Annotated in this window: 29 protein-coding genes; 24 read left to right on the forward strand and 5 right to left on the reverse strand. The window is 45.0% G+C overall.

Going from position 1 to position 26,298, the window contains the following annotated elements; translation table 11 throughout:
- Positions 1-7: 7 nt before the first annotated feature.
- The 10 genes from B5D42_RS03530 to B5D42_RS03570 all read left to right on the forward strand — a co-directional run bounded on the left by B5D42_RS03530 (position 8) and on the right by B5D42_RS03570 (position 10,273).
- Complete coding sequence (locus B5D42_RS03530) at positions 8-562, forward strand: potassium-transporting ATPase subunit C (RefSeq protein ID WP_078830074.1); 555 nt, start codon at positions 8-10, stop codon at positions 560-562.
- Positions 563-579: 17 nt separating this feature from the next.
- Positions 580-1,896: an outer membrane beta-barrel protein gene (locus B5D42_RS03535; RefSeq protein ID WP_078830075.1), complete on the forward strand. Its 1,317-nt coding sequence runs from the start codon at positions 580-582 to the stop codon at positions 1,894-1,896.
- 9 nt (positions 1,897-1,905) lie between these two features.
- Positions 1,906-3,027: a sensor protein KdpD gene (locus B5D42_RS03540; RefSeq protein ID WP_078830076.1), complete on the forward strand. Its 1,122-nt coding sequence runs from the start codon at positions 1,906-1,908 to the stop codon at positions 3,025-3,027.
- The gene (locus tag B5D42_RS03545; RefSeq protein WP_078830479.1) at positions 3,027-4,736 is read left to right on the forward strand and encodes a sensor histidine kinase; all 1,710 of its coding nucleotides are present in this window, start codon (positions 3,027-3,029) and stop codon (positions 4,734-4,736) included. Before B5D42_RS03540 ends, B5D42_RS03545 begins: the two co-directional genes overlap by 1 nt.
- A gap of 29 nt (positions 4,737-4,765) precedes the next feature.
- Complete coding sequence (locus B5D42_RS03550; RefSeq protein ID WP_078830077.1) at positions 4,766-5,341, forward strand: RNA polymerase sigma factor; 576 nt, start codon at positions 4,766-4,768, stop codon at positions 5,339-5,341.
- A gap of 62 nt (positions 5,342-5,403) precedes the next feature.
- A complete protein-coding gene (locus tag B5D42_RS03555; protein WP_176112890.1) occupies positions 5,404-6,372 on the forward strand; it encodes a FecR family protein in 969 nt (322 codons plus the stop codon).
- A gap of 153 nt (positions 6,373-6,525) precedes the next feature.
- A complete protein-coding gene (locus tag B5D42_RS18280) occupies positions 6,526-6,693 on the forward strand; it encodes a hypothetical protein (RefSeq protein ID WP_394333288.1) in 168 nt (55 codons plus the stop codon).
- A gap of 103 nt (positions 6,694-6,796) precedes the next feature.
- Positions 6,797-9,172 (forward strand): TonB-dependent receptor domain-containing protein, encoded by a 2,376-nt coding sequence (locus B5D42_RS03560; RefSeq protein ID WP_394333289.1) that lies wholly within the window; start codon positions 6,797-6,799, stop codon positions 9,170-9,172.
- Positions 9,173-9,407: 235 nt separating this feature from the next.
- Entirely contained in the window at positions 9,408-9,923 is a 516-nt protein-coding gene (locus B5D42_RS03565; protein ID WP_139366968.1) for a hypothetical protein, read from the forward strand.
- A gap of 20 nt (positions 9,924-9,943) precedes the next feature.
- Positions 9,944-10,273 carry a hypothetical protein gene (locus B5D42_RS03570; RefSeq protein ID WP_078830081.1) on the forward strand — a complete coding sequence of 110 codons (330 nt, stop codon included), beginning with the start codon at positions 9,944-9,946 and terminating at the stop codon, positions 10,271-10,273.
- Between the two features lie 64 nt (positions 10,274-10,337).
- Here B5D42_RS03570 and B5D42_RS03575 read toward each other — a convergent pair whose 3' ends face one another.
- Positions 10,338-11,480: a hypothetical protein gene (locus B5D42_RS03575; RefSeq protein WP_078830082.1), complete on the reverse strand. Its 1,143-nt coding sequence runs from the start codon at positions 11,478-11,480 to the stop codon at positions 10,338-10,340.
- 131 nt (positions 11,481-11,611) lie between these two features.
- Here B5D42_RS03575 and B5D42_RS03580 point away from each other — a divergent pair, with 131 nt between their 5' ends.
- Together B5D42_RS03580 and B5D42_RS03585 are read left to right on the forward strand one after the other, a co-directional pair.
- On the forward strand, positions 11,612-13,957 hold the full coding sequence (locus B5D42_RS03580) for a TonB-dependent receptor (protein ID WP_078830083.1): 2,346 nt from the start codon (positions 11,612-11,614) through the stop codon (positions 13,955-13,957).
- A gap of 19 nt (positions 13,958-13,976) precedes the next feature.
- Complete coding sequence (locus tag B5D42_RS03585; protein ID WP_078830084.1) at positions 13,977-15,083, forward strand: PepSY-associated TM helix domain-containing protein; 1,107 nt, start codon at positions 13,977-13,979, stop codon at positions 15,081-15,083.
- A gap of 2 nt (positions 15,084-15,085) precedes the next feature.
- Here B5D42_RS03585 and B5D42_RS03590 read toward each other — a convergent pair whose 3' ends face one another.
- The 4 genes from B5D42_RS03590 to B5D42_RS03605 form a co-directional block, all read right to left on the reverse strand.
- The gene (locus B5D42_RS03590) at positions 15,086-15,412 is read right to left on the reverse strand and encodes a DUF6122 family protein (RefSeq protein ID WP_078830085.1); all 327 of its coding nucleotides are present in this window, start codon (positions 15,410-15,412) and stop codon (positions 15,086-15,088) included.
- 285 nt (positions 15,413-15,697) lie between these two features.
- Positions 15,698-16,852, reverse strand: coding sequence for a serine hydrolase domain-containing protein (locus tag B5D42_RS03595; protein WP_078830086.1), 1,155 nt, complete (start codon positions 16,850-16,852; stop codon positions 15,698-15,700).
- A gap of 75 nt (positions 16,853-16,927) precedes the next feature.
- Positions 16,928-17,395, reverse strand: coding sequence for a response regulator (locus B5D42_RS03600; protein ID WP_078830087.1), 468 nt, complete (start codon positions 17,393-17,395; stop codon positions 16,928-16,930).
- 3 nt (positions 17,396-17,398) lie between these two features.
- Positions 17,399-19,339, reverse strand: a complete 1,941-nt coding sequence (locus B5D42_RS03605; RefSeq protein ID WP_078830088.1) for a PAS domain-containing sensor histidine kinase — start codon at positions 19,337-19,339, stop codon at positions 17,399-17,401.
- A gap of 175 nt (positions 19,340-19,514) precedes the next feature.
- Between B5D42_RS03605 and B5D42_RS03610 the strand changes: the two genes are divergently transcribed.
- The 12 genes from B5D42_RS03610 to B5D42_RS03665 all read left to right on the forward strand — a co-directional run bounded on the left by B5D42_RS03610 (position 19,515) and on the right by B5D42_RS03665 (position 26,291).
- Complete coding sequence (locus tag B5D42_RS03610) at positions 19,515-20,138, forward strand: Crp/Fnr family transcriptional regulator (protein ID WP_078830089.1); 624 nt, start codon at positions 19,515-19,517, stop codon at positions 20,136-20,138.
- Positions 20,139-20,197: 59 nt separating this feature from the next.
- On the forward strand, positions 20,198-20,977 hold the full coding sequence (locus B5D42_RS03615; protein WP_078830090.1) for a sulfite exporter TauE/SafE family protein: 780 nt from the start codon (positions 20,198-20,200) through the stop codon (positions 20,975-20,977).
- 83 nt (positions 20,978-21,060) lie between these two features.
- Entirely contained in the window at positions 21,061-22,455 is a 1,395-nt protein-coding gene (locus B5D42_RS03620; RefSeq protein ID WP_078830091.1) for an MBL fold metallo-hydrolase, read from the forward strand.
- A 12-nt stretch (positions 22,456-22,467) separates the two neighbouring features.
- Positions 22,468-22,788 (forward strand): rhodanese-like domain-containing protein, encoded by a 321-nt coding sequence (locus B5D42_RS03625; RefSeq protein WP_078830092.1) that lies wholly within the window; start codon positions 22,468-22,470, stop codon positions 22,786-22,788.
- A 7-nt stretch (positions 22,789-22,795) separates the two neighbouring features.
- Positions 22,796-22,993, forward strand: a complete 198-nt coding sequence (locus B5D42_RS03630; RefSeq protein WP_078830093.1) for a YgaP family membrane protein — start codon at positions 22,796-22,798, stop codon at positions 22,991-22,993.
- Between the two features lie 4 nt (positions 22,994-22,997).
- Positions 22,998-23,201: a hypothetical protein gene (locus B5D42_RS03635; RefSeq protein WP_139366970.1), complete on the forward strand. Its 204-nt coding sequence runs from the start codon at positions 22,998-23,000 to the stop codon at positions 23,199-23,201.
- Between the two features lie 8 nt (positions 23,202-23,209).
- Positions 23,210-23,413 carry a DUF6132 family protein gene (locus B5D42_RS18085; RefSeq protein WP_245825575.1) on the forward strand — a complete coding sequence of 68 codons (204 nt, stop codon included), beginning with the start codon at positions 23,210-23,212 and terminating at the stop codon, positions 23,411-23,413.
- Positions 23,391-23,684, forward strand: coding sequence for a thioredoxin family protein (locus tag B5D42_RS03645; protein WP_078830095.1), 294 nt, complete (start codon positions 23,391-23,393; stop codon positions 23,682-23,684). Before B5D42_RS18085 ends, B5D42_RS03645 begins: the two co-directional genes overlap by 23 nt.
- A gap of 21 nt (positions 23,685-23,705) precedes the next feature.
- Positions 23,706-24,269, forward strand: coding sequence for a YeeE/YedE family protein (locus B5D42_RS03650; RefSeq protein WP_078830096.1), 564 nt, complete (start codon positions 23,706-23,708; stop codon positions 24,267-24,269).
- A gap of 12 nt (positions 24,270-24,281) precedes the next feature.
- Complete coding sequence (locus B5D42_RS03655; RefSeq protein ID WP_078830097.1) at positions 24,282-24,782, forward strand: DUF6691 family protein; 501 nt, start codon at positions 24,282-24,284, stop codon at positions 24,780-24,782.
- Positions 24,783-24,956: 174 nt separating this feature from the next.
- Positions 24,957-25,709: a hypothetical protein gene (locus tag B5D42_RS03660; RefSeq protein WP_139366971.1), complete on the forward strand. Its 753-nt coding sequence runs from the start codon at positions 24,957-24,959 to the stop codon at positions 25,707-25,709.
- 12 nt (positions 25,710-25,721) lie between these two features.
- The gene (locus tag B5D42_RS03665) at positions 25,722-26,291 is read left to right on the forward strand and encodes a hypothetical protein (RefSeq protein ID WP_078830099.1); all 570 of its coding nucleotides are present in this window, start codon (positions 25,722-25,724) and stop codon (positions 26,289-26,291) included.
- Positions 26,292-26,298 lie beyond the last annotated feature (7 nt).

The following is a 26,298-nucleotide window of genomic DNA, read 5'->3' on the forward strand; positions in this document are numbered from 1 at the left end:
ATACAACATGAAACAACATATTTTCCCCGCATTACGCTTAACAGTCGTCTGTATTCTTTTATTCATGGGCATTTACCCGCTGCTGGTATGGAGCATTGCAAAAGCTGCACCCGCAAGCGGAGAAGGTGAAACGATCACCCTCAATGGGCGCGTGGTGGGTTATAAGCTGGAAGGTCAGCGATTTACAGCAGACCGTTATTTTACCGGCCGGCCATCAGCAACAGGTTATAACGCTTCGCTCAGTGGCGGAAGCAATAAGGGCCCCTCAGACTCTGCTTATCTCACGGAAGTACGTGCGAGGATCGACAGCTTCCTGGGTCATAATCCGGATATTAGAAAAGAAAATATCCCCTCCGACCTGGTAACAGCGAGCGGCAGCGGTCTGGATCCGGATATCTCTTTACAGGCCGCATTGGTGCAGGCAGCCAGGATTTCGGCTGTACGTGCTATTCCGGAAAGATCTGTCATCAATCTGATTAAAGAACAGACAGATAAAAGCATTAATGGAATTCAAAAGATCAATGTGCTGCGTATCAATATCGCGCTTGATCAGCTTAAATAAATTTAACCGACACTAATATGAAAAGAAGAACAATCACCGCCGTTTTTGCTGCAATGATGATTACGGCGCAGGCGCAGACAGACAGCACAGCCAAAGTGCCATTCAGTGGTATGGATCTCAGCTGGATCAATGGCCAGAACCGTCAGCAGAATTACCCATTGGTGCTTACAGATAAAAAAACAGGCGAAACGATATTGACCGGTGTAGCTTACCTCGATGCCTACTACAATTACAACTTCAATAACCCGAAAGATAAAACCCATACCAATTCCAGCGCGATAGGCCGGCATAACGAATTCACGCTGAATATGGCAAGCCTTGGTGTTGAAACGAATTACAAGAATGTGATCGGCCGTTTATGGCTGCAGTTCGGTCAGATGGGGTCTATTGTGCAGGATGGCGATGGTTCGGTATTACATGGCCGTAACACATCTGTGAGCAACCTGAAATACATCCGTGAAGCAGCGGCTGGTTATCATTTCAACAAGTGGTATGGTGTTAATGTTGAGATGGGCATCTTTATGAGTTATATCGGACTGGAAAGCTATGTGCTTAATGAGAACTGGAATTACCAGCGCAGCCTCGTCTGCGATTTTACGCCCTTCTATTTTACCGGTGCACGCCTTCAGGTTTATCCTTCGAAGAAATTCAAAACAGAGCTCTGGCTGCTGAATGGCTGGCAAACCTACAATAGCTGGAACCAGGGGATAGGTGTGGGAAGCTCCAATTATTACCGTCCTTCGGAGAATGTACAGCTTGTAGCAAATTTCTATTATGGAAAAGATACGCGTAACAGCAACCGGATCCGGTTTCACCACGACAACAGCATTGTGGCGCGCTATTACAGGAATGCAAAAAATACAGGCATTTCCCAGGCTGCTTTCAGTCTGAATACGCATTACGGATTCCAGAGCGGTGATGGTGTAACTGCAAAGCAGCAATACATGGCCGGTACTTCGCTGGCAAACCGGATCTGGTTTAATAAGAATAAACTGGCACTTACGTTGAGAGGAGATGTTCTTACCAATCCCGGAACATATCTTGCATTTACGCCAAGTCCTGTGGTACCCAACGATTATACAGATGCGATCAATGCTGACCCGAAGCAGAAACTGAATCTCGGCCAGTTTACCACCACTTTTGACGTGATGCCGAATGATCATGTCACGTTCAGGCTGGAGTACGGTTACCGTGCAGCCAATGTTCCTTATTTCGCAGGACCTGGCGGCACCACATCGCCCGATGGTTGGGCCGATACACCCGTTGGCAACTGGCGGCCTGATCTGCGGAAAGATGAAAGCCGTGTTACTGTGGCTGTATCCTTCAGACTCTGATCATCATCCATGAAAAAAGACACTGCAGACATATGGTCCCCATTGCCAGACAAGGAGCGCAAAGGCAGGCTGAAGATTTACATCGGCATGAGTGCCGGTGTGGGCAAGACCTATCGCATGCTGCAGGAGGCGCACCGGCTGGCAGACGTAGGTATTCATGTGAAGATCGGCTATATCGAAACGCATAACCGGAAAGAAACACAGGCACTGCTTGAAGGATTGCCGGTGATTCCGCGAAGGGAAGTGTTTTACAAAGGAAAAAAACTGGAAGAGCTGGACGTGCAGGCTGTACTGTTGCTTTCGCCGCCTGTGGTGATCATTGATGAGCTGGCACATTCAAATATTCCGGGCAGCAAAAATGAAAAGCGCTGGCAGGATGTGCTGGAGATTCTCGACGCAGGAATAGATGTGATCAGTGCGGTCAATATCCAGCATATCGAGAGCATCAATGAAGAAGTGAAACAGATCACCGGTATTACTGTTCAGGAGCGCATTCCCGACAGGATCCTGCAACTGGCTGATGAAGTAGTGAACATCGATCTCACCTCCGATGAACTGATCGCAAGGCTGAAGGAGGGAAAAATATACGATCCGGCAAAAGTGCAGCAGGCACTGACCAACTTTTTTCAGCCCGAAAAAATATTGCAGTTGCGTGAGCTTGCACTGAAGGAAGTGGCAGGCCAGGTAGAGCGTAAAGTTGATTATGAGATCAGTGCGAAGAACAGTGCATATCGCCATGAAAAATTCCTGGCCTGTATTTCATCGAACCATGTTACTGCACGCAAAGTGATCCGCAAAACAGCAAGACTGGCTTCTTATTATAACAGCCGCTGGTTTGTGCTATATGTACAGACTTCCAGGGAAACTGAAGATAAAATACCTTTGGCTTCGCAACGGCACCTGATCAATCATTTTAAAAATGCAACCGAGCTCGGTGCTGAAGTGATACGGGTAAAAGGAAATAATGTTGCGGATGCGATCGTTGATACGGTAATAGGGCGGGGTATAACAACCGTTTGTATCGGTAAGCCGCATCTTAACCTGTTCCGGGTAATATTGAAAACCAATGTGTTTAACCAGCTGCTGAAAACATTGTCTAAAAACGAAGTGGATATCGTAATCTTGTCATGATGGCGCTGAATATCAAACAGAAGATCCGTTTGGGGACAATTTTCCTGCTGTTGCTGCTGGTTGTATCCGGCGTAACGAGCATCTATTACCAGGTAGCGCTAATGAAAGCGTCTGAAAACATACTTGAGGATAATTATGAGTCGCTTGAATATTGCCGCAGTATGGATCGGAAGATCGATAGTCTTGCAACCGCCACCGTTCCGTCAGGATTCGATAGTCTTTTATCTTTACAGGAGGCCAATATCACAGAGCCAGGCGAACGCGAAGCTACCCGTGACCTGAAAGCAGGCTGGATAAAACTACAGGCAAATACTTCCGATATCGCAGCAAGGAAAGAAATGAAGGAAGCGCTTGATCGAATTCTCTCACTGAATATGAAAGCCATTGAGCGGAAAAACCGCGAAGCACAGCGATCTGCTCAAGGTGCCTACGCAGTGATCATTGTGGTGATTTCCATTACCTGTATGATAGGGCTGACTTTCACATTCAACTTCCCGGATGTGGTGGTATCGCCTATCCGGAAACTGATAGCGGCCACCAGCGAGATATCGGCCCGGAATTATTCCTACCGGATCCATATGGACCGGCAGGATGAATTTGGTCAGCTGGCTCAGGCATTTAATACCATGAGTGAACGCCTGGAAAGTTTTGAGAACAGTAACCTGAACAAGCTGATCTTCGAAAAAGCGCGCGCCGAAGCTGTGATCAACAGCCTGAAAGATGCAAGTATTGGGATAGATGGCAATGGAAAAATACTGTTCGCGAACCAGATGGCCCTGGAATTACTCGGGCTTACTGCTGAACAGACCGTTGGCCGTAATGTAACCGAACTGGCCGGAAAGAATGATCTGCTCAGGTACCTGCTTGAAAATGAAAACACGGCACCGTTCAAGATCGTGGTAGAGGGGCGCGAGAATTATTATATAAGGGAAACCGTTGAAGTGAAGCAGACTGGGCAGTCGAGCCGTGTGATAGTGCTGAAGAATATCACTTCGTTTAAGGAACTGGATACCGCCAAGACCAATTTCATAGCTACTGTGTCCCATGAATTGAAGACACCACTGGCTTCATCGGATTTCAGCCTGAAGCTGCTTGAAGACGAGCGTATAGGCCAGTTGTCGAATGAACAAAAAGAATTGGTGCAACAGCTGAAAGATGATAACAGGCGGATGTTGCGTATACTCAGCGAACTCCTGAATTTATCTCAGGTAGAAGCCGGACGATTACAAGTGAACATGGAGGCGGTGAGCCCTTATGTTATTATCGATCATGCAATCGGGGCTGTAAGCAATATGGCCAAAGAGAAAAACATCCGCATTGAACAACAGGTTCCGCAAAATTTGCCTGTGATGTATGCTGATGCAGACAAAACCGGCTGGGTGCTGATCAATTTCTTCACCAACGCAATTAAATTCTCACCAACTGATTCATTGGTTCTCTTACGGGTAGAAGCCGCCGGAGATAAATTACGTTTCTCGGTAGCTGACCACGGGCCGGGCATAGACAGTGCATATGAAAGCCGTGTGTTTGAACGTTATTTCCAGGTGCCGGGCAGAACTGCAAATAAAGGTTCAGGGATAGGTCTCGCCATCTGTAAAGATTTTATTGAAGCCATGAACGGAACGGTAGCTGTTAGCAGCAGTCCGGGCGAAGGAAGTATTTTCAGCTTTGAGCTGTTTAGTGCCGGTGACACAGAGCAAGGGCACTAAAGCTTGGTTTCTCTATATTTGCCTGCAGCATGCATACACTTTCCGATACCGCGCTGATCAGGCTCATGGCGAAGGACGATGAAAGATCGTTCACGGAAATCTACCGGCGTTATGCTGAACAGCTGGCTGATCATGCTGCAACCAGGCTCCCCGACCTGGAAGATGCCCGCGATCTGCTGCACGACCTGTTTACAGAATTGTGGAAGAACCGGAAGAACCTCAATATTGAGAAAAATCTTCAGGGCTACCTGTATACAGCTTTGAATTATAAGATTGTTGACCGCGTCCGTAAAAACATTACCCGCGAGAAATACGCACAGATGGTGCAGGCGCTCAGGCATAGTTTCGAGCCGGCCATAGAAGAACTTATCTATGCAAAGGAAACTGCGCAGCTGGTTGAAAAAGCACTTGGCGGGTTACCACAGAAGACGCAGGAAATATTTCGTCTCAGTCGTAAGGAAAATCGTTCCATAGCCGAAATAGCCCGGATAATGGGGCTTTCGGAGCAAACCATCAAAAACCAGCTGACAATAGCCCTCAATCACCTCCGGACAGCGCTTTCCTTGCCCATGCTCATACTGATGATGGCAGATTACCTGCAGTAAAACTTTTTCTACTTTTTCCGGTACTACCGGCAGGGTTATACGACATCCTGTAAATGCCGAAGATGAATCCCGATAATATTGAACAATTGCTGGACCGCTACCTCAATGGAACGGCTAGTGCCGGAGAGCAGGCTGTTGTGGAGCAATGGCTGACGCGTTACCAGAACCCGGATTCGGAATGGGGTAAAATGGACAAACAATCAAAATCGCTCTGGCTGGGGAAATTACAGGCAGAAGTGTCAGGTACGGTGCGAAGGGAAACGCCTGTCCGCAGGATCTATCCGGTCCGCAGGTGGATGGCAGTTGCGGCAATTCTGCTGGTTGTATTGTTTGCCGGGTTATTAACTGCAGATAAGTTTTCCGAACCCCGGCAGCAATTGGCCATAATGCAGGTTTCTGAAAACCGGAAGCAGAAGATAGAACTGGCCGATGGAAGTGTTGTATGGGTAAATGCAGGTTCTTCATTGCGTTATCCAAAGGAATTTTCAGGCAATACAAGAGAGGTTTACCTGGATGGAGAAGCTTATTTCGATGTGAAACATAATCCGGAGAAAACTTTTATCGTACACACAGGACAAGTCCGTACAACTGTACTGGGAACGGCCTTCAATATCAGCACCGGAAAACAGTCGCATGAAATAACGGTAACCGTTACCCGTGGTAAAGTGCGTGTAAGCGATGGTAAACGCATACTAGCGGTGCTTACGCCTGATCAGCAGCTGCATTATAATACCGGTAACGGGCAAACGCTGGCGCAAATGGTTAATGCGGCACAGGTAGCAGGCTGGAAAGATGAGCTGCGTTTCAATAACATCACTTTCGGGGAAGCTGCAATAGAACTGGAGGAGCGGTTTCATGTATCGATCCGCTTCGCAAATGAACGCGTGCGCGCCTGCCGTTTCTCGGGATCGGCCCCTGAGAGCAATGATCTCGATGCGGTATTAAAAGTTCTTTGTGAGTTTAACCGCTCAACCTATACCCGCAAAGCGGATGGAAGTATCTGGATCGACGGGAAAGGATGTTCGCCATGATTCAATATATCATCAAAATAAAAGCGGACCGGGTGCAACCGGGCCGCTCAGATTCCCGGCGGCAACCGGGAATAGATCTTAAATCAACAGGAGTTAACTTAAAACATTTAAAACTATGATTTTTTCTGCAAGACGGCAATATCCGGTGCCGGTTTGTTACACGTTATTTATTCGTATGACTCGTATCAGACAGTTGTTCTTTCTGTTGTTTCTGACAGGGGCGCTGTTATTATCAGCCGGCAGTCTGAAAGCACAGGATATAAATACGCATCGTGTCCGTATTGGTTTGAAAGGCGAGAATCTGCTTCGTGCGATAACTGAAATTGAGAAACAAAGCAGCTTTCGCTTTTATTACCGGAAAGCAGAAGTGGAAGCGGTTAAAGAACTTACCATTCCGGCAGAGAACAGGACCATTGCAGAAACAATGACGCTGCTGTTGAAGAACACCAGCTTGTCGTTCCGCCAGGTGGATAATAATATTTTTATCGAAAAAAAACAGACCGAAGTATTTCAGGTCAAAGGAAGAGTAACAGGCCCGGCCGGGCAGCCCATTGAATTTGCAGCTGTGAGTCTTTATGCAGATCAGCAATTATTAAAAACAGGATTTACAGATACTTCGGGTATATTCCAGTTAACGGCAACTGAAAAAAGAAAGTACCGGCTGCACGTCAGTGCTTTGGGTATGGACAGTGCTGATGCAATTATAACTATAGCAGAACCTGTAACCGTATTGCAGGATGTTTCCCTGAAATTGAAAGAAGGGCAACTGAAAGAAGTGACGATCACCGGTAATAAGCCATTGCTTGAAAGAAAAACAGACCGGTTGATCTATAACGTAGAACGATCGATCGTGGCACAGGGTGGTGATGGGCTTGATGTATTATCAAGTACCCCGCTGATCAGGGTTGATGAGAACGGAAATGTGTTCATTGCCGGAAAAAGCAGTGTGGCAGTGATGGTGAACGACCGGCTGATCCGGCTTTCGGGTACAGAACTGGCTGCATTCATTCGCAGCATCCGTTCCGAAAATATTTCGCGCATTGAAGTCATCACAGCACCACCGGCAAAATACGAGGCACAGGGGAATAGCGGTCTTGTCAATTTTGTACTCAAGAAAAATCCTTATTCCGGCTGGAGTGGTTACCTCACTGCCGGGCAAACCCAGGCTACCTATTCCACTTATGGCGTTAGTGGCGGGTTGAATTACGGAGCGGAAAAACTAACCGCTTCTCTGAAACTGCGCGGCTGGAATAGTCAGAAAAACGTGGATGAAAGATATGTGATACAAGGTAACAGTTCGTCGAGTAGTCATGACGACCGCTACGATACCGACAGCACCCGCGGTATGTATATCAGCCTCGATTATAAACCCAATGAACGCTCCAATGCCGGGCTGGTATATGATATGGGAGGCAGCCATTCCGGCATGGATATCATCAACAATACGGATTATTATAATGGTATGATCTATACCAAAAGCCTGACTACAGGATCGCAGCACCGCAGCCGCGACAGGGCGCAAACACTGAATGCTTATTATGATCTGAAGCTTAGTAAAAGTAAACTGAGCTTTGCCGGGAATTTTTACGATAATACGCCGCAGAATACGGTAGATTTCAGAACCAAAGATCTATCAACGGATCAGACGGATACGGTGCGGACATTATCGTCTGTGCATTACCGTATTTATTCGGGGCAGGCAGATCTTACTTCTGATCTAAAAACCATCAAGCTGGAAACAGGTCTTAAGTATACCAGTTTCAGTAATAATTCAGATATCGGTTATTACGATCTTGTGCAGGGAAATTACCAGCAGGATCCGCAGCGCAGCAACCTGTTCGATTATGCGGAAAAGAATTATGCGGCCTATGTAAGTGCGGATAAAAACTGGGGAAAGTGGTCGGCGAAGTTGGGCATGCGTTATGAGTATGCAGAAGTAGAAGGTTATTCGCCATCAAGTGGAGATCGTAATAAATATAAGTATGGCAGGTTTTTTCCCAGCGCTTACCTGAACTGGCAGATCAGTGCAGATCATCAGCTGGGTGTTAATTATACAAAGCGGATCGATCGGCCTAATTTCCGGGCCGTAAATCCATTCCGCTGGTACACCAATCCGTATAGTTATTATTCCGGCAATCCTCAATTACAGCCCTCTTACAATCATAATGTAGAGTTTAATTATATATTCCGTGGCAAGCTGGCAGCCAGTTTGTTTTACCAGCGAATGGTCAATGGGTATGATCAGCTCAGCTTTCTGTCAGGCTTATACGAGATAAGCACTTTTGAGAATTTTTATAACCAGTATAATATAGGTCTGCAGCTTAATTATACGGAAATCTTCTTTAAACGATGGGAACTGAATTCGGCACTCAGTTACCAGCATGTGCGGGCCGAGGCCAATACATTCGGCGTGGAGGCGCAGAGCGGTTCGTCTTTATATTATTCGCTGTTTAATAATATTGTGCTGAACAAGGCGCGGACCCTGATCCTGCTGGTCAATTACTGGCAGAACCTGCCGCAGCGCGACGGGAATTCTTATTATAAGACCCGCGCTAACCTGACGATTGGAATCAAAGCTAGTTTCTGGTCTAAAAAACTGCAGGTTAATTTCAATGTGAACGATATTCTGCGCCAGTATCTCAGTCGCGGTACCAATTATTACCAGGATAATGTACAAACCTTCAACAACTACTACGATCTCCGTAAATCAAATCTGAGCTTAACCTGGAATTTCGGTAACGATAAAGTGAAGGGTGCCAACCGGAAGATTGATTTTAGTGAGAAGAACAGGTCGCAGTAAATGTTTTATATATTGATTGAGTACACAGCCGTTGTCATTATGATAACGGCTTTTTTTTATATGATATGGATGGAAGAAAATCTACTATCAACGATCTCCATTTTGGCAACAAAAAGAGGTATAAATACGCATGCGATTTATTGAGGAAATAATTGAAATTGCTTTTAGTTAAATGTAGAAGCTGAAAATGGATCTGAATGGAATAGATATTTTCTAATTGTAAAAGTATTAGCCGATGAAAGAAATGATTGATTTATATGTGAAGGTGGTAATTGCGATGTTAGGATTTATAGGCCCATCATTTTCTTTATGGATACCGTTATTCTATTCTGCCATTGAGAATGCCCAAGACAGGAGCAGGGCGCAAATAAGAAGAATTCAAAATCTTCTTGAGGAAGATCCGGATTATGAAGGGAAAGTGAATGAATTGAGTATGTTATTAAAAAGGAATAAACAAGAGGTCAGGAAGTTGCATCCGAAGTATCAGATACTGAGGCTGATGACAGGTCTGGGTGTGGCCATTTTCTTTGCTGAGCTTTATTATGTTCTGAAAGTTCAGGTGTATTCATTGTATAGTATATATTTTAATATAGGGGCATTGTTTTTTAGCTGCCTGGGTTCCATATTCTCCTTATTGGTGTTATGGCAACTGTTTAGCACCATTATAAAAGCAAAGGAAGAGGAACAAAAGATGAAAAAGAAACGGCCTGAGGAGCCGGGGGCTGATTTTTCAATAAACTATAATAACTGAGTTGAACCTAAAAATACAATATGAATAAAGTCAGAGTAGTTGAAGTTATTGATAGTCAATCGGTCAGAATCGCACCTAAATGGGTGGCAAGGAGGATTGGTTCGAAAGAGAAGACAGCAGGCGATGTTATCATAATTGATAAATTTCGAAAAATGACTCCCAGGCATGAAGACAAAATAATAAAAAGGCTGAAAATATTACTTTTAGAAAAAGGCGTCTTTTTGATGAACGATCATGTTGAGGTCAATGGAGATAAGATATCAGTTGTGGCAGATATCGTACTGGATAGAACTGAGATCTCATATTATTTCCCGGAGTTTAAATTTGAAGAAGAAACAGAACTTGTATAAAGCGCTTGTTAGGCTATATATATAGGAATATGCTTTTTCTGATATCAGGATACGATTATTCCAATTAAAGTTGCGGAGGAAGAAAAAATGAATCGATATAGGATACGGGAATAATACTCGGCCCTGGATATGGCAGACCTTCAAAAGAGGATTTGAATAAAGAAACAATATTTCCTACTCTATTTGGCATGTCTTGTATATAAACAGTTTGTAGCTTCTTCATGTTATTAATTAAAAAGCTATCTGTTTCTCGATTAAAAAAAGGAAAAGAGTAACCAATAATTACAAGTATTTCAGTTTTTTCGGCAATTTTTTTAGCATAAGCTATTGTCTTATCTATGTTTTTATAAACATATGCAGGGCCGTTTTCGTTATGCTCCCAGCAAAAGTTGAACATTTTATAAAAGTCATCTTGTGGCCAATTTTCTGTAAGAAACTGTCTTGAGTAGTGGAAAAAATTATTGAGACGTTCATTTTGATATGGAGCGAGTTCATCTAAAATAGTACGATAGTTCTGTTTGTCCTCGTTATAAAATAACGCTTGTCCATTCAATTTTACAATTGAAAAATTATTCTCGTCGAGAGTATTAAAATATTCAGGAGATTCAATACAATATCGTGAAGGGACTACCTGAAGTTGTTTTTGTAAATTGAAAATATATGCATCTGCATCTTTTTTATAATTTTTAAAAGATAACTCAAACTGCATGTCGTAATTCCAGGTAATAATACTTATTCCCGCTTTGAGCATTACTTTGCCGGGCTCATTTTTTAAAATCGAAGCAATAAAGCTATCATAACGTTTGTCGGGCATATCTTTTTTTCTATATGCATCAGGATTAGAAGTATTAATTGGCTCCGTTTGAAAATCTATCAATTGTTCTAAAAGGAAATAAAATATCAGAGCTCTTTTAAGACGTAATAAACCGTCTTCGTCAGTGTGGTACAGCTTTTTTGCTAATGTATCTACTGTTTGGTGATGTTCAGATTCTTCAAATAACCATATTAATTCTTTGCGAATCTTGTCATATTCTGGTTGAAACTCCTTTTTGAAACCGATTTTAAAATAGGTTTCAGTATTTAGCTTTGTATCTGAAAAATCTTCAAGTTTATTTAAAACACATGTTATTCGGGTACGCATGTTGTTAATAACGGGCATTGCAAATGCACTGGCGCCAGCTCCTAATAAATAGGTAATATTTTTCATTTTATAACGTTTCCTTATAGTAAATTAGGGGATATACGTCTCTTTTCCCAAATCCGTAACCCATTTTTCCCGATTTAAAAAATACCTGAAACATAAAGCAGCCAACTTCGCGCAAAATTTGTGAGACTGCTATGAAAAGAATTCTGTACCTCCTCTTGTTTTTAAGTTGTTCTTTTTCTTCTTTGTTTGCCAATGAGGTGCCAACAGGTACTGTTAAAGGGCGCATTACAACCCGTGATAATCAGCCTGGTGCTTTTGTGTCGGTTGTGGTTATCGGTACCGGCCGCAGTACCGTTAGCGATGAAGAAGGATATTTTACCATATCTAAAGTATCTTCCGGCAACCGCAAACTGGAAGTGACCCTGGTAGGTTACGAAACCCTGCACCAGAACGTACAGGTAGAAGATAATAAAACCGTAACCGTTAACCTTCGGATCAGCATTTCCAACAGTGAACTGCAGGAGGTAACGGTTACCAATTCTAAAAGTAAGTTCGTTTACAAATCCAGCGATTATGTGGCCCGTATGCCACTGCGTAACCTGGAAAACCCGCAGGTATACAATGTAGTGGGTCGTGCTATTATGCAGGACCAGGTAATTATTGAACGTACCGACCTTTACCGTAATATACCGGGTGCCGTACCTAATTTCTCGGCAGGCGGTTCTATGGGACTGAGCATGCGTGGTTTTTCCACCACCATTGGTATGAGGAATGGCATGGCTACAAGTGCAATCGTTCCGCTCAACCCGGCTATCCTCGAGCGTGTGGAATCGATCAAAGGCCCTTCCGGTACTTTGTTCGGCAGTAACAGGAACGTTACTTTCGGTGGTGTATATAACTATGTAACCAAACGCCCTTATGACCAGTTTGGCGGCGAAATCAGCTTCGCCGGCGGCAGCTATGAGTTCAGCAGGATCACGGCTGATATCAACACGCCGCTGAATAAGGAAAAAACCATGCTGCTTCGTGTAAATGCGGCTGGTCAGTCGGAGGGAAGCTTCCAGGACCAGGGCTTCAACAAAAACTATACTTTCGCACCAACATTTTCTTACCAGGTGAACGATCGGTTGAAATTCACACTGGATATGGAAGCAACACGTGGTAATTACACCGTGGTTTCTTTCTCACTCGGCAACCTGAACAATATCACTGCCCGCAACTTCAAAGACCTGCCGCTGGATTATAAAAAGTCATATATCAACAACAGCACCGATGTAAACAACGGGATCAACAACCTGCAGGCTCAGATCGAGTATAAGATCTCTGATCAGTGGAAGTCGCAAACCAACTACCTGTATTCAGTTGGCTTCTACAAGAACTTCTACTGGACCGCCCTGAACATGCTCAACGACTCCATGTATGCCCGTGTGGTAAGGAATCAAACCCCTGAAACATTCGGCAATATTGAAGTGCAGCAGAATTTTATCGGCGATTTCAAGATCGGCGGCTTGCGCAACCGGATGGTGATCGGGTTGGATTACAATTACAACTATAATGAACTGTATCGCGCTACGGTTAACTTCGATACCATTAATATCCGTAGTGCTTCTATACGCATCATGAGCCGTACCGCACTGGAAAACGTAACCGCTTCACGTTTCACATCGTCTAATACTGTTTCTAAAAATGCAAGTATCTACGCTTCAGATGTAGTGAATCTTACAGATGAACTGATGGCGATGCTCAGCCTGCGTGTTGACCATTTTTCTACCCGCGGTACTTATTCGCCGTTAACCGGACTGTATACAGGTGGTTATGAACAAACATCTGTTTCACCCAAGTTCGGTCTCGTTTACCAGGTCATTAAAAATAAATTATCGCTCTTCGGTAACTACATGAACGGTTTCGTGAACCTGGCCCCTGCTACACAACCGGACGGTTCTGTCCTCGTACTGAAACCTCAATATGGTAACCAGTGGGAAGGTGGTGTTAAATTCGATCTGTTCAATACGCAGCTTAACGGTAGTGTAAGTTTCTACAATATCGACGTAACCAATTCTACCAGGACGGAAGTGATCGGCGGTCTGAACTTCACCATTCAGGACGGAACCCAGCGCAGCCGTGGTATCGAAGCGGAAGTGATCGCAAGTCCTTTCAAAGGCCTGAGCATTGTGGCAGGTTATGGTTATAATGAGAATACTTATATCAATGCTGCTGCATCACTCAAAGGTAAAAATGTGATCTTCAGCCCAACCAATATTGCTAACCTCTGGACCAGCTATACCATTCCTGAAGGTTCATGGAAAGGTTTGGGCCTCGGTGCCGGTGTAAATTATACCGGGGCATCATGGTTCGATGCGGCTAATTTGTTCAAAGTTCCTGCATACACACTGCTGAGTGCAACTGCTTTCTACGATGCGCCAAAATTCAGGGTAGCACTGAAAGGTAATAATCTCTCAGACCAGCGTTACTGGAATAATAACGGATCTCCTCAAAAACCTGTGAATTTCATTGCCAGTGTCTCGCTCAAATTCTAAAAGACGGCTTAAAAATATCGTGGGATTTATCCACCGCTGGCTCGGACTCGTGTCCGGGCTGGTGTTTTTTACCATGGCATTGACCGGGGCCATTTATTGTTTTCAGCCTGAACTGTCAAAGCTGACGGAATCTTATCTGACGGTAAAGGAACAACCAGGCCCGTATCTCCCCGCATCAGAAATATATAAAATTGCTACGGCGCAAATTCCGGATAAAAAGCCGACCCGTATCATTTATAAAGGCAGAAGTGAATCGGTAGTAGTTCATTTCATTAACCGCAGCGCAAAGCAACCTTATTATTTTGGTGTTTTTCTTAACCCTTATACGGGTGAAGTGCTGCGGGTGCAGGATATGGACAAAGAATTTTTCATATTCATACTGCAGGGGCATATGTATCTCTGGTTGCCGCAAAAGATCGGGAAAGTAGTTGTGGGTATCTGTATGATCATCTTTGCTGGCATCGTATTAAGTGGCATTGTGCTCTGGTGGCCACGGAATAAAGGCGCCCGAAAAGGTAGCTTTCGCGTGAAGCTGGATGCCTCTCCTAAACGCCTGAACTACGATCTGCATAGCGTACTCGGTTTTTATGCAAGCTGGGTACTGATATTTATTATTGCCACAGGACTTGCCTGGAGTTTTGAAAGTGTGATGAATGCTGAATACTGGTTATTCAGTGGCGGAAAAAGCCGTCCCAAACCACCTGTGTTTATTTCTAAAAAAGTATCCATCAGCGATACGATACCTGTGATAGACAAAATTGTGGCTGCTGCAACTACTGCTTATCCGGATGCAGCACGTTACCAGATCAGGTTGCCCCAAACTGATTCAGCGTCTTACCAGCTGATGATGTACTTCGACAAGGGAAAATATACAAGGACCGATAATCTCTACTTCAATCAATACACAGCAGAACGGTTTCAGCCATCTGTGTGGGGTTTATATGAAGATGCTAACCCCGGTGAGAAAGCCAACCGCATGACCTACGATATCCATACCGGTGGTATTGCAGGTTTGCCGGGCCGGATATTGGTATTCTTCACTGCACTTATTGCCGCATCGTTACCTGTAACAGGTTTTTATATCTGGTGGGGTAAACGGAAAAAGAAAAGGAGAAAAAAGAAATAATATCAGGCACAGCCATTGTATGCTGATAACAGGCAATCGATTCCGTCGGTGATCATATGTAAGAGCAATCCGACAGCAATGATCCTCGTTTTTTTGGGTACCAGCAACAATAAGTATACCCCGATCATTGGCCAGCTATGCAGGGGATGGAAACCAATACTGCACCTGCATGGATCAAATACCGGTATCGCGATCAGGTGATCAAGATCAATAACCATGGTGCACAGGAACAGAAGATAGGTCCTTTTCCAGCGCTCAGGCGTATAGAACCATGCAACGATTGCCGGGAATGCAAAATGCAGGAAATAATGAAGAATGGTTTGTGCCATGCGGTATAAAGATACTGTGCAAAATAAAACGGACTTACAAACAGTGTAAGTCCGTTCTTATTATGTTGAAACTGTTGGATGAATGATGTATGGTGTTTTGAAGATATTTTCAATTCTCTAAGCCACTTCAAATTCATACTTCTGGTCGCTCAAGGTGCTACGCTGTTTCCGCTGATGTCTCCCGGAGGGGACTCAGCGCAGCACGCTCTTACTATTTTTAAAGTTGTTTATCAATTCTAACTTTCATTCAGGTGCCGCATTTGTCGCTCAGGCCCCAACACCTGATCAATGATCCAGGTGTCCAAGCCATTTCATCGGCGAATAAATATCGCCGATACAGGCTTTTACAATTTCTGCAGAAACTGTTTCAAAATTCTCACTGTTGCTCAGCAAGACCACCGCAATGCCTTTTTCAGGAAAAGCGACTGCATAGTTCTGGTTAGCATCGCCGTGCCCGGTATGGAAAAATCCTTTGCCATGCGGCGATTGGAACAACCCTATCCCAAGGCCCCATGATAGTTTGATGGCGTCATTTTCATGCGTGAGGCTGTCTTTTAATGGGCCAAAACCCCGCTTGCTTGTTACTTTAATTTGTGCCGATAATAATTGCTGATAGGCGGCTTTACTCAATCCCTTTTGTGTCATCAGGTTGATGAAAAAACGGGCATAATCCGATGCGGTTGTTGTCATAGAGCCGGCGGCTCGGCTGCTTTCCCGCCTTTCGGAACCATATTTTTTACCGTCTTTGAAATAAGCATAAGAGAAGTTATTCTCAAAAGATTTTTCCCAGATCATACTCGTGCGCGGCATTTGCAGGGGAGCAAAAACTTCTTCCCTTGCAATTACTTCAAGCGGTTTGCCGGTGTATTCTTCAATGATCACACCAAGCAGGTTGATGCCTTCGTTCGAGTAATAGAATTTCTCGCCGGGTTTGGCGATCAGGTTGGTCTTGTTATTGTACAACTGGCGCAGAACAGGCAGCCCGGAGCTGTGAGACAGCAGCATCCTGGGTGTAATGCGATTGAAGGATGCGGTATCATCTGCCAGGTCTTTCCATTTCGGATATTCGCCAATCGGTTTCTTCAGGTATGCCTGTACCGGTTTGTCGAGACTGAAAATTCCTTTTTCAGCAAGTCGCATGAAAATATAGGCACTTACCGGTTTGGTAAGAGAGGCGGCATACATCACAGTGCTGTCGTTCAGCCTTTGCCGGGTTTCTGTATCCTTATAACCAAAGCTGGAGGTCCAGACTGTTTTGTTGTCATTGATGATTGCTACCTGCAGGCCCGCTAGTTTAGCACTGTCTACCAGCTGCTGCAATCTTTTTTGTATATTCTCGGAAGGGACGGTTTTACCGTTAAGCTGTTTGATCATGGTAGTCTGCTGCGCAAATACCGGGAACATGCAGCACACGCATACAAACGTAAGTAGTTGTTTCATCAAGGATATTTATTTGAACCAAAAATAAGGCATCGGTGCATATGCCGCGGTTGTTATGTGGCGGATGTTTGTTATTTAATAATTATCCCGAGGAAAGGTATGGACATATTTCGATACGCCTGATTCGATATACTTCAGTGCTGATGGTAATTCCGGGCCAATATTACCGGCAATGATGCGCAAAACATCAGTAAGTTCATCAAAATGAAGCGGCTTCGTAAAATAGCAGAGTGCACCCATGTTCCTGGCTATGTCCATTTCGCGTTGGTGGGATGAGGTTGAAATGATGATAACCGGGATATCATTGTATCGGTCGTCCGCTTTTATTTTCTCAAGACATTGCCAGCCGTTCATTACAGGCATATTGATGTCGAGAAAAATCAGCAGTGGTTTTGTATTAAGACTGTTCAATGCATGCAGGGCATCCCGGCCATCGGAAACAGCGTGGCATACGATATTGTTGTCTATGATCTCCAGCGCTTCGCAAAACATTCCACGATCATCCATATCATCATCTGCCAGTAAAAATATTTTCTTTTCCATGGGTTAAACGGTATCCTGTTTTTGTTGCAGGGGAAGTATGATCGTAAATGCAGCGCCTTCGCCCGGTTTTCCTGAAGCTGTGATACTGCCATTGTGCCGCTCTGCGATCTTTTTGCAAAGTGCGAGCCCCAGGCCTGTTCCTTCATATTTGTCTTTTGAATTGAGGCGGGTGAACGTGTCGAAAATACGCTCGGTATATGCCTGCTCAAACCCGATGCCGTTGTCGCGTAAAATGATTTTTGTGAAACCAGCGCCATTTTGTTCCGATGAAATAATGATCTGCGGACTGGTGGCGGGCGGAACAAATTTGATCGAATTATTGATCAGGTTATAAAACAGCTGATACAGCAAAACCGCAGCTCCTTCCACAACCGGCAAAGAATTGCTCAGGATTTTTGCACCTGTTGCCTGCAGGGTTACTTCGAGATCCGTTTCTATATTCCTGATCACTTCATTCAGATCTACTTTGTCACAATTATGCATGCCGGCATTGAGCGTTGAATAGGTGAGCACGCCGTCTATCATCGTAAACATGCGATTGGTGGCAATATGGATTCTGTCGATGTAACGGGTGGCGTCTGCATCCAGCTTGCCGCTTAAATGCTGTTCCAGCCTGTTGGTAAAAGTTTTTATTTTTCTTACAGGTTCTTTCAGGTCATGGCTGGCCACATGTGCAAACTGCTGCAGATCTTCATTGGAACGCTGTAATTCTTTGGTTCGATCGCTGACCTGCTGCTCCAGTGTTTCAGAAAGGTTGCGGTATCGGCTCTCGCTTTCCTCTACCTTTTTTCTTGTAACCACCTGTTCGGTAACATCGATGGCTACCTGTATCATGCCGGTTATGCGGCCGTTCTCAAACCGAGGCCGGTAGGCCAGGTTATAATAATGATCCTGCATAATGCCATTGCGGGTATGCGGCACCAATACTTCCGACTGGTCGAATGGTGTTCCATCCGTGTATACTTTCTGTACCTGTTCCCAGACATATTGTCCTTTGAGTTCCGGAAGCACATCGATCAGCGGGCGGCCAATGATGCCTTCGCCCTGACCGATCAGCTGCAGCATCGGCTCGTTAACCTGTTCTATTATCAGGTCATCGCCGCTCAGTACGAGCGTTGGTGCAGGTGTCTGGTCGATCACCGTTTTCAGCCTGATCTCGCTTTCCTGCAGGCTTTCTTCAGTCTGTTTAAAGTCGGTAATGTCTCGCGTAGTGCCGGCAATAGCTTCTACCTTGCCCTGGTCGTTGATAACGGGTGTGAGGATGTAATCGTAAATCCGTTTTCCCAATTCGGCATGCGGAAATGATACGGTACCCCTGATGGTCTTTTTAGTGGCTACCACCTGATCTATTTCCCGTTCATGCATCAGGGCATGCCATTCTTCATAGCCGTTTTCCCGTAATCCTTTTCCGATCGCATCCGCAGCTGATTTGCCCCACATGGAAAGCAGGGCTTTGTTGGCATAACTGAAACGATAGTTCAGATCGAATACATATACGAGATCAGGCGTATTGTTTGTAATGGAATGATAAAGCCGCTGCTGTTTTTCTGCCGCGTCAAGGGCTCTTGCAAGTGTGATTTCGGTTCGTTTGCGTTCGGAAATATCGGTTATGGTTACTACAAGCAGGTCAACATGCTGAACAACGGTGAAATGGAACCACTGGTCGATGTATTTATGTTCGATGTCGGCCGGCATCCCTGTTTCTGCCACTTTTTTGAAAGCTTCAAGAACAGGTGGTTCTTTCATAACCGGGAATACATCGCCGCATACCCTGTCTTTATATTCCGTATTTCCGAGCTGCCTGAGTAAAGACGCATTCAGCAGCACTACAGAGAAATCTCTCACCCGTTGCTCATTGTCGTAAATGCATTGCATCACCGCAATACCATTGGATGCGGCATCAAATGCGATTTGCAAAAGGTCTTTATTTTTTATATTTTCCATGTTTATAGCTCGAAATAAAAACCTGGCGCCTATTGGATTTTATTACTCAAGTTACAAAAATCGGTTCAAACCTGGCCGACCTTGCAAACTGCCTGATTCAGGCCGGTTATTTAAGCAGATAAAGCCTAACTTTAGATGTCTGTCCGGCACCTGTGAAGCCGGACTCGCCTTAGCTATGGAAGATTTACAGGAAATACCTGATTCGAAATTATCGCCGGAACTGATTCGCCAGCTATACCTGAACGGTATCCGGAAAGAGTATACTGCCGGAAGCGTGATCCTGAATGAACATGCCCATATCCGTTCTATTCCCATCGTTATCAAAGGAACATTGAAAGTGATCCGTACCGAAGATGACGGCCGCGAAATACTGCTGTATTATATCAGGGCGGGAGAGAGCTGTATCATGTCTTTCCTGGGTGGTATGCATAATGAGACCAGCAAGGTGAAGGCCGAAGTGGAAGAAGATGCCGAGATTCTTTTTTTGCCAACAGATAAAGTATCTTTATTTATAAGGGACTATCCGCAATGGCTCGACTATATCTTCCGACTCTACCACAAACGCTTCGAAGAGCTTTTGGATATCATCAATGCAATAGCATTTAAGAAGGTAGATGAAAGGCTGCTGAACTTACTCAGGAAGAAAGCGGAATTGGTACAGAATAAAACCATCTCAACTACCCATGAACAACTTGCCAATGAACTGGGTACTGCGCGTGTAGTCGTTTCCCGGTTATTGAAACAACTGGAAGAGAACGGCGTTGTACAGCTCGGCAGGAATAAAATCACCCTTGTGTAACCAAAGTAGCAGGCCGGTTTGATGCGTTGGTGCAGCTTTGTATTCTGAATGCATCAACAATGAATATAACGGGCTACCTGGCTTCCGTTCTGATCGGCATCTCATTAGGGCTGATCGGCGGCGGGGGCAGTATTTTAACAATGCCGGTGCTGGTATACCTTTTCCGGCTGGATGTTGCAGCAGCAACTGTCTATTCACTTTTTGTTGTCGGTTCTGCAAGTACGGCAGGTTCTCTTTCCTATTTCCGGAAAGGCCTGGTAAGCCTGAGAACGGCACTGCTTTTTGGTATCCCCTCCATAACGGGCGTATATCTTACCCGGCGTTATCTGGTGCCGGCTATTCCGCAGCAGATCTTCAGTATCGGCCAGTTTACTATAACGCGCAGTATGCTGCTCATGGTGCTGTTTGCCGTTCTCATGATTCTTGCCGCGAGGAGTATGATCCGGAAGCAACAACAGGCAAAGGAAAACGCTAATGTTTTGCTGATGATCGTTCAGGGTACTTTTATTGGTATGCTTACCGGACTGGTGGGTGCGGGTGGCGGGTTTCTTATTATACCAGCCCTGGTTAATCTTTTGGGAATGCCCATGAAAAAAGCGGTAGGCACTTCCCTGGTCGTGATTGCGATCAATTCTCTTGCAGGGTTTTTGTTTTCAGCGGAGGGACTTGTTATTCAATGGAAGCTGTTGTTAAGTATTACAGTTATTGCTGTTGCGGGCATTCTTATCGGAAGCTGGCTTGCAGGCAGAATAAACGGCAGCAAGCTGAAGCCCGGCTTTGGCTGGTTCATCCTGGTAATGGGCGTTTATATCATTTTGCGTGAAACGGTGTTTAAATAATCCTTCTGTAACCAAAGTAGCTGTACAGGAAAAAATACCGGCGGAGATTTGCATTATCAAAATCTGATCATAAAAATAAAGCTATGTTTTTTGAACACATTTACGACAAAAGCCTTGCACAGGGCAGCTATCTGATCGGTTGTCAGGCAACGGGCGAAGCCATTGTAATTGATGCGAAACGCGATATCGATACCTATCTTGCTATCGCACAACAGCAGAACCTGCGCATCACACACATCACAGAAACACATATTCATGCTGATTTCTTATGTGGTTCCCGTGAATTGGCAGCGGTAACAGGAGCAGATCTTTACCTCTCAGCTGAAGGCGGCGAGGACTGGCAGTATGAATTTCCGCATATCGGCCTGAAGGAGGGTAGCCTGATCGGGGTTGGTAATCTTACATTAGAGGTAATCCATACCCCGGGACATACGCCGGAAAGCATCAGTTTCCTGCTCACCGATCATCCGGCAACCGGCAAGCCCGTGATGATCTTTACCGGCGATTTCGTCTTCGTGGGCGATATCGGCAGGCCAGACCTGTTAGAGAAGGCCGCCGGATTCATTGGTACCAAAGAAGCAGGTGCAAGACAAATGTTCGCATCACTTAAAAAATTTGCGGCGTTGCCGGAATATGTCCAGGTCTGGTCTGCCCATGGTGCCGGCTCCGCATGTGGAAAATCCCTCGGCGCCGTTCACAGCTCCACGGTGGGATATGAAAAAATACGTAACTGGGCTTTCCAATACGGCGTCAATGAACAGGACTTTACAGACCAGTTGCTGGCAGACCAGCCAGAACCGCCCAGGTATTTTGCGAAGATGAAACAGCTTAATAAAGTGAAACGACCGTTGCTGATTGAGGTGCCGAATCTGCCGCGTTTAACCAACCAGCAATTCCTGTCTGCCCGCGCAAAAGGTATAAAAGTGATTGATACACGCAGCAAAGAGGATTTCTCAAAAGGGTTTCTGCCCGGCAGCCTGAACATACAGCATAACAATTCCTTTGCTACCTGGGCAGGCTGGCTCCTTGATTATGAAGAGCAGTTTATGCTCATAGCCGATGATGACCAGGTGGAAGAACTGGCCCGGAAACTGATGCGTATCGGGCTGGATAATGTTTACGGTTATATTTCCGAAATTAATACGATCCCTGTGCATTTGCATACAGTTGATATAACAGGAATCGAAACTGTTAAGGATGCAATCGGAAACCCGGGTATCCAGATCGTGGATGTTCGTGGAGAAACGGAGTACAAAGCCAGTCATATCCCCGGCGCGATACATGTTTTTGCAGGAACCTTACCTGATAACCTGGATAAGATCGATAAGGAAAAAGAGATCATTGTGCACTGCCAGGCCGGAGACCGGTCTGCGATTGCCTATTCCATTCTCAGGCGGAATGGATTTGATAAGGTGAAAAATTATGCGGGCGGCATGAAGGAATGGCTTTCGGCCAACGGTAACCAGATCAGTTTTTAAAAAACGAATACAATGTTTAAGACACTAAAAAAACTATTCATGCCGTCAGCAACGGATGGCCTGCCTGAAATAATCAGCAATGGCGCTTTACTTGTGGATGTGAGAACACCGGCAGAGTTTGCCGTAGAAAGCGTGCCGGGTGCGATTAATATACCACTGAATTGTCTGCAGTCTCAACTGCAGCAATTGAGGGGCCGTAAAAGTATCGTTGTTTTCTGCCGCAGCGGCAACCGCAGCAGTCAGGCAAAATCCATCCTGGAACAGCATGGATTCCAACATGTAATCAACGGTTATACCTGGCAGAATGTACAGCAGTGTTTAACTCATAAATAACAACACAATGAAAAAGAATATTGGTGCAGCGGATAAGATCATCCGCATATTGATCGCAGTTGCGATAGGGGTATCCTATCTTACGGGACTGATCTCCGGTAATCTGGCCGTGGTATTTATTGTACTGGCTGTGATTTTACTCGTCACCTCGTTTATAAATTTTTGCCCGGCCTATTTTGTTTTAGGGATCAATACAAAAAAATAAAAAAATGAACCAATGCCAGAAACGCTGGAATATTATCCGCCTGTTAAGGCTTGCATTCGGTATCTTTATTGTTATCCGGGGTATACTTGCCGGAGAGTGGTTGCTGGCATTGGCGGGAGTTGTTCTCTCCCTGATGCCTTTACTCAACATTGGTTGTTGCAGCACATCCGGTTGCCGTATGCCCGACCATAACAGGAACCAGCTATGAAGGAATTCATGAATTACAGGCATTCACTTACGATAGCCGGGGCTGCGGCGGGTTTTTGCTACTGGTACTATATCGGGTGTGCATCCGGTACCTGCATGATTACGTCCAAACCCTTTAACAGTACGTTGTACGGCGCAGTGATGGGTACATTGATTTTTTCTCTCTTTCAAAAAAATAAAACCAAATCAGATGACTTTTCAGGAAACAATTAAACAGGATAAACCCGTATTGGTCGTTTTCATCGCAAGCTGGAGCGGCCCCTGCAGAATAATGGCGCCGGCATTGGAAGAACTGAAGAAAAACGCCGCTCCCGCAGCCGATGTGATCTTTACCGATGTAGACGAAAACCCGGAAATGGTTTCCGCTTATGCGTTGCGCGGAGTGCCAAGCATGATCCTTTTCCGTAAAGGCGGGATACTGTGGCAACATCACGGGCCATTACCCGTGGCCCGGCTTGAAGAACTCATCAATGCCCACAAATAACGTTATCAAACCAGACAAAACATGATCGAATATATCAAGCAGCCCTGGCCCTGGTATGTAGCCGGCCCGCTCATAGGACTAACAGTTCCTGTATTACTGATCCTCGGCAATAAATCCTTCGGCATCAGTTCTTCATTACGGCATATATGCGCAGCATGTTTGCCTGCAAAAATTCCTTTTTTCCAATACAACTGGAGGAAGGAAGTATGGAACCTGTTTTTTGTATCCGGGATTTTTATCGGGGGCATAGTTGCTGCACAATTTCTGGCAAACCCCCATGCCATTGCAATACATCCCAGGCTGGCAAACGAACTGGCCGGATACGGCATCACCCATTACAATAACCTCGTTCCGGAAGATATTATCAGCTGGCGCTCGCTGTTGACGCTAAAAGGCTTTATGCTGATGGTAGCCGGCGGTTTCCTGGTAGGATTCGGAACCCGTTATGCAGGCGGTTGTACCAGCGGTCATGCCATCATGGGCTTATCAAACCTCCAATGGCCATCACTGGTGGCAACTATTTGTTTCATGACAGGCGGTTTTATCATGGCCAATCTCATTTTGCCGGTCATACTTTCACTTTAATATTTTAATCTGATGCAGGAGAAAACAACTGTAAATACCGACTTCGAAGTTCGCTCGCTCGATACTATCTGTGTTAACGAAAGCGGCCTTGAGCACCGCTGGTACCATAACTTAAAATACCTGCTTGTAGGGTTGCTGTTTGGTATCGTTTTCGTAAAATCTGAAGTGATAAGCTGGTTTCGTATCCAGGAGATGTTCCGGCTGCAGTCGTTCCACATGTATGGCATCATCGGTAGTGCCATAGCAGTGGGCATGTTGTCTGTATGGCTGATCAAACGGTTCAAGATCAAAACAATTTACGGAGAACCGATCGTATTTCATTCCAAATCATTTAACAAAGGCCAGGTTTACGGCGGACTGCTGTTCGGCTTTGGCTGGGCATTAACAGGTGCATGTCCCGGCCCGCTGTTTGCCCAGATAGGAACAGGGGCCACGGTAGTGGTTATCACCCTGCTAAGTGCCATTGCAGGTACCTGGATATACGGATTGGTGCGTGAGCGTTTACCGCATTGAGGTTTAACCTTATTGCATAATCCAGGTTTAAATAGTAGATTTATTCCATATAAACTGTATTAACGCAGGGAAGATCCTGAAGCAGCTTGCTGTTGAATGTTATAATATGCAGACCGGACAAAGGAATGCAGCATTCAGGATGGTGGACCAGGGATATTATTTAAATAAACGGCTATGCAACCAAAATGTTACCTGTTTTTCTGTGCTATGCTGTTGGCCGTCTTTGCACAGGGTCAGCAGGTGTCCGACGCCGATAAAAAAGCTTTCGATAGCTATTTTAAAAGCAACGAGAAAAACTTCACGCTCATTAAAACCATCGACAGTCTCCGGGAAAAGATGGTACACTTAAAAAATGAAAATGATAAAAACCAGGCAATACTTTCCCAGGTAGAATACAGCAATAAGGTCAACCTTAAAAATTTTGATTTGTACCGACTTTTGGCAAGGACAGAGAAAGACAGTTTGAAAAATCTTGCCAGCGATAGCAGTAAACTGCTGAAGGTATCCGATACAGGCATTGTATTGCAATTAAACGATGAGGTTAATTTTCAGGCGCTTTCTGCATTAACGAAAGAAAACCTGGAGATGCAGTTTCCGGTTTTCTTTTCAGCGGTTCAGAGCGGAAAGATCCGTATAGAACAGCTGCATTATGTTATGAATGCCTGTTGCGGTGCGGGCATGGTACTGCCGACCTGGCCTTCTTCATCCATTGCTGCAACAAACCAGAACGATCTTATTAACCTCTACCGGCAGCAGTCCGGCTATTTTGACGTGCTCTTTTCTGTTAATGCCTGTGCAAGGCGATTCAGGCAATTGTTTAACCAGAAGATAGCAACCTTTACCTTTCCGCAACAGGTAGAGAGCATGGTAAAGTGCCAGATCACATTCAAAACTTTCTTACAGTCAGCAACCGGCTGCAACTTATAAAAGTGCTATGCTATGAAATATCTTTTATCTTTTTTGTTCTTCTGTATTTCACACAGCACCCTGCAGGCACAGGAAGAGCGCCTGAACAGGGAGGATTCACTTGCATTCGAGAAAGCGATGTCTGCTACGAATAATACACCACCGGTGAGTATGGCTTACTCCACAACCCTGGAGAGTAAAGCAGATTCGGCAACCAGGGCGGCTATGGTAAAAACGGAAGCGGTTTACCATCAATATATGTTTACACAAAGAATGGCAATACATAACTGGCAATTGCTGTCGGGAAAGATCCTTTTTTTTATCGTTACTTTTATTGTGCTGGCGGGTTTGTTTCTTTCTTACCTGCAGTTCAGGGCCAGCATGGGTTATACAAAACAACGTTTGCAGGCTGCGAAAGAAAATGCAAATATTGCAGCAGGAAACCTGGCAGAGAATCTGCCGCCCTCAACCAAATTCGAGATTACGAAAGAAGGGATTAAAATAGATTCGGCTGTGATCGGGCTCGTGATCCTGACGATCTCGATCGTATTTTTCTTTTTATACCTGCGTTATGTATTCCCGATACAGACACCGGCGAATTAATAATTCA

The organism is Sediminibacterium ginsengisoli (genome assembly GCF_900167075.1).
GTDB classification, from domain to species: Bacteria; Bacteroidota; Bacteroidia; order Chitinophagales; family Chitinophagaceae; genus Sediminibacterium; species Sediminibacterium ginsengisoli.

Coding starts and splice junctions, on each gene's coding strand:
- B5D42_RS03530 (WP_078830074.1), top strand. CDS start 8: ATGAAACAACATATTTTCCCCGCATTACGCTTAACAGTCGTCTGTATT.
- B5D42_RS03535 (WP_078830075.1), top strand. CDS start 580: ATGAAAAGAAGAACAATCACCGCCGTTTTTGCTGCAATGATGATTACG.
- B5D42_RS03540 (WP_078830076.1), top strand. CDS start 1,906: ATGAAAAAAGACACTGCAGACATATGGTCCCCATTGCCAGACAAGGAG.
- B5D42_RS03545 (WP_078830479.1), top strand. CDS start 3,027: ATGGCGCTGAATATCAAACAGAAGATCCGTTTGGGGACAATTTTCCTG.
- B5D42_RS03550 (WP_078830077.1), top strand. CDS start 4,766: ATGCATACACTTTCCGATACCGCGCTGATCAGGCTCATGGCGAAGGAC.
- B5D42_RS03555 (WP_176112890.1), top strand. CDS start 5,404: ATGAATCCCGATAATATTGAACAATTGCTGGACCGCTACCTCAATGGA.
- B5D42_RS03560 (WP_394333289.1), top strand. CDS start 6,797: ATGACGCTGCTGTTGAAGAACACCAGCTTGTCGTTCCGCCAGGTGGAT.
- B5D42_RS03565 (WP_139366968.1), top strand. CDS start 9,408: ATGAAAGAAATGATTGATTTATATGTGAAGGTGGTAATTGCGATGTTA.
- B5D42_RS03570 (WP_078830081.1), top strand. CDS start 9,944: ATGAATAAAGTCAGAGTAGTTGAAGTTATTGATAGTCAATCGGTCAGA.
- B5D42_RS03575 (WP_078830082.1), bottom strand. CDS start 11,480: ATGAAAAATATTACCTATTTATTAGGAGCTGGCGCCAGTGCATTTGCA.
- B5D42_RS03580 (WP_078830083.1), top strand. CDS start 11,612: ATGAAAAGAATTCTGTACCTCCTCTTGTTTTTAAGTTGTTCTTTTTCT.
- B5D42_RS03590 (WP_078830085.1), bottom strand. CDS start 15,412: ATGGCACAAACCATTCTTCATTATTTCCTGCATTTTGCATTCCCGGCA.
- B5D42_RS03595 (WP_078830086.1), bottom strand. CDS start 16,852: ATGAAACAACTACTTACGTTTGTATGCGTGTGCTGCATGTTCCCGGTA.
- B5D42_RS03600 (WP_078830087.1), bottom strand. CDS start 17,395: ATGGAAAAGAAAATATTTTTACTGGCAGATGATGATATGGATGATCGT.
- B5D42_RS03605 (WP_078830088.1), bottom strand. CDS start 19,339: ATGGAAAATATAAAAAATAAAGACCTTTTGCAAATCGCATTTGATGCC.
- B5D42_RS03610 (WP_078830089.1), top strand. CDS start 19,515: ATGGAAGATTTACAGGAAATACCTGATTCGAAATTATCGCCGGAACTG.
- B5D42_RS03615 (WP_078830090.1), top strand. CDS start 20,198: ATGAATATAACGGGCTACCTGGCTTCCGTTCTGATCGGCATCTCATTA.
- B5D42_RS03620 (WP_078830091.1), top strand. CDS start 21,061: ATGTTTTTTGAACACATTTACGACAAAAGCCTTGCACAGGGCAGCTAT.
- B5D42_RS03625 (WP_078830092.1), top strand. CDS start 22,468: ATGTTTAAGACACTAAAAAAACTATTCATGCCGTCAGCAACGGATGGC.
- B5D42_RS03630 (WP_078830093.1), top strand. CDS start 22,796: ATGAAAAAGAATATTGGTGCAGCGGATAAGATCATCCGCATATTGATC.
- B5D42_RS03635 (WP_139366970.1), top strand. CDS start 22,998: ATGAACCAATGCCAGAAACGCTGGAATATTATCCGCCTGTTAAGGCTT.
- B5D42_RS18085 (WP_245825575.1), top strand. CDS start 23,210: ATGAATTACAGGCATTCACTTACGATAGCCGGGGCTGCGGCGGGTTTT.
- B5D42_RS03645 (WP_078830095.1), top strand. CDS start 23,391: ATGACTTTTCAGGAAACAATTAAACAGGATAAACCCGTATTGGTCGTT.
- B5D42_RS03650 (WP_078830096.1), top strand. CDS start 23,706: ATGATCGAATATATCAAGCAGCCCTGGCCCTGGTATGTAGCCGGCCCG.
- B5D42_RS03655 (WP_078830097.1), top strand. CDS start 24,282: ATGCAGGAGAAAACAACTGTAAATACCGACTTCGAAGTTCGCTCGCTC.
- B5D42_RS03660 (WP_139366971.1), top strand. CDS start 24,957: ATGCAACCAAAATGTTACCTGTTTTTCTGTGCTATGCTGTTGGCCGTC.
- B5D42_RS03665 (WP_078830099.1), top strand. CDS start 25,722: ATGAAATATCTTTTATCTTTTTTGTTCTTCTGTATTTCACACAGCACC.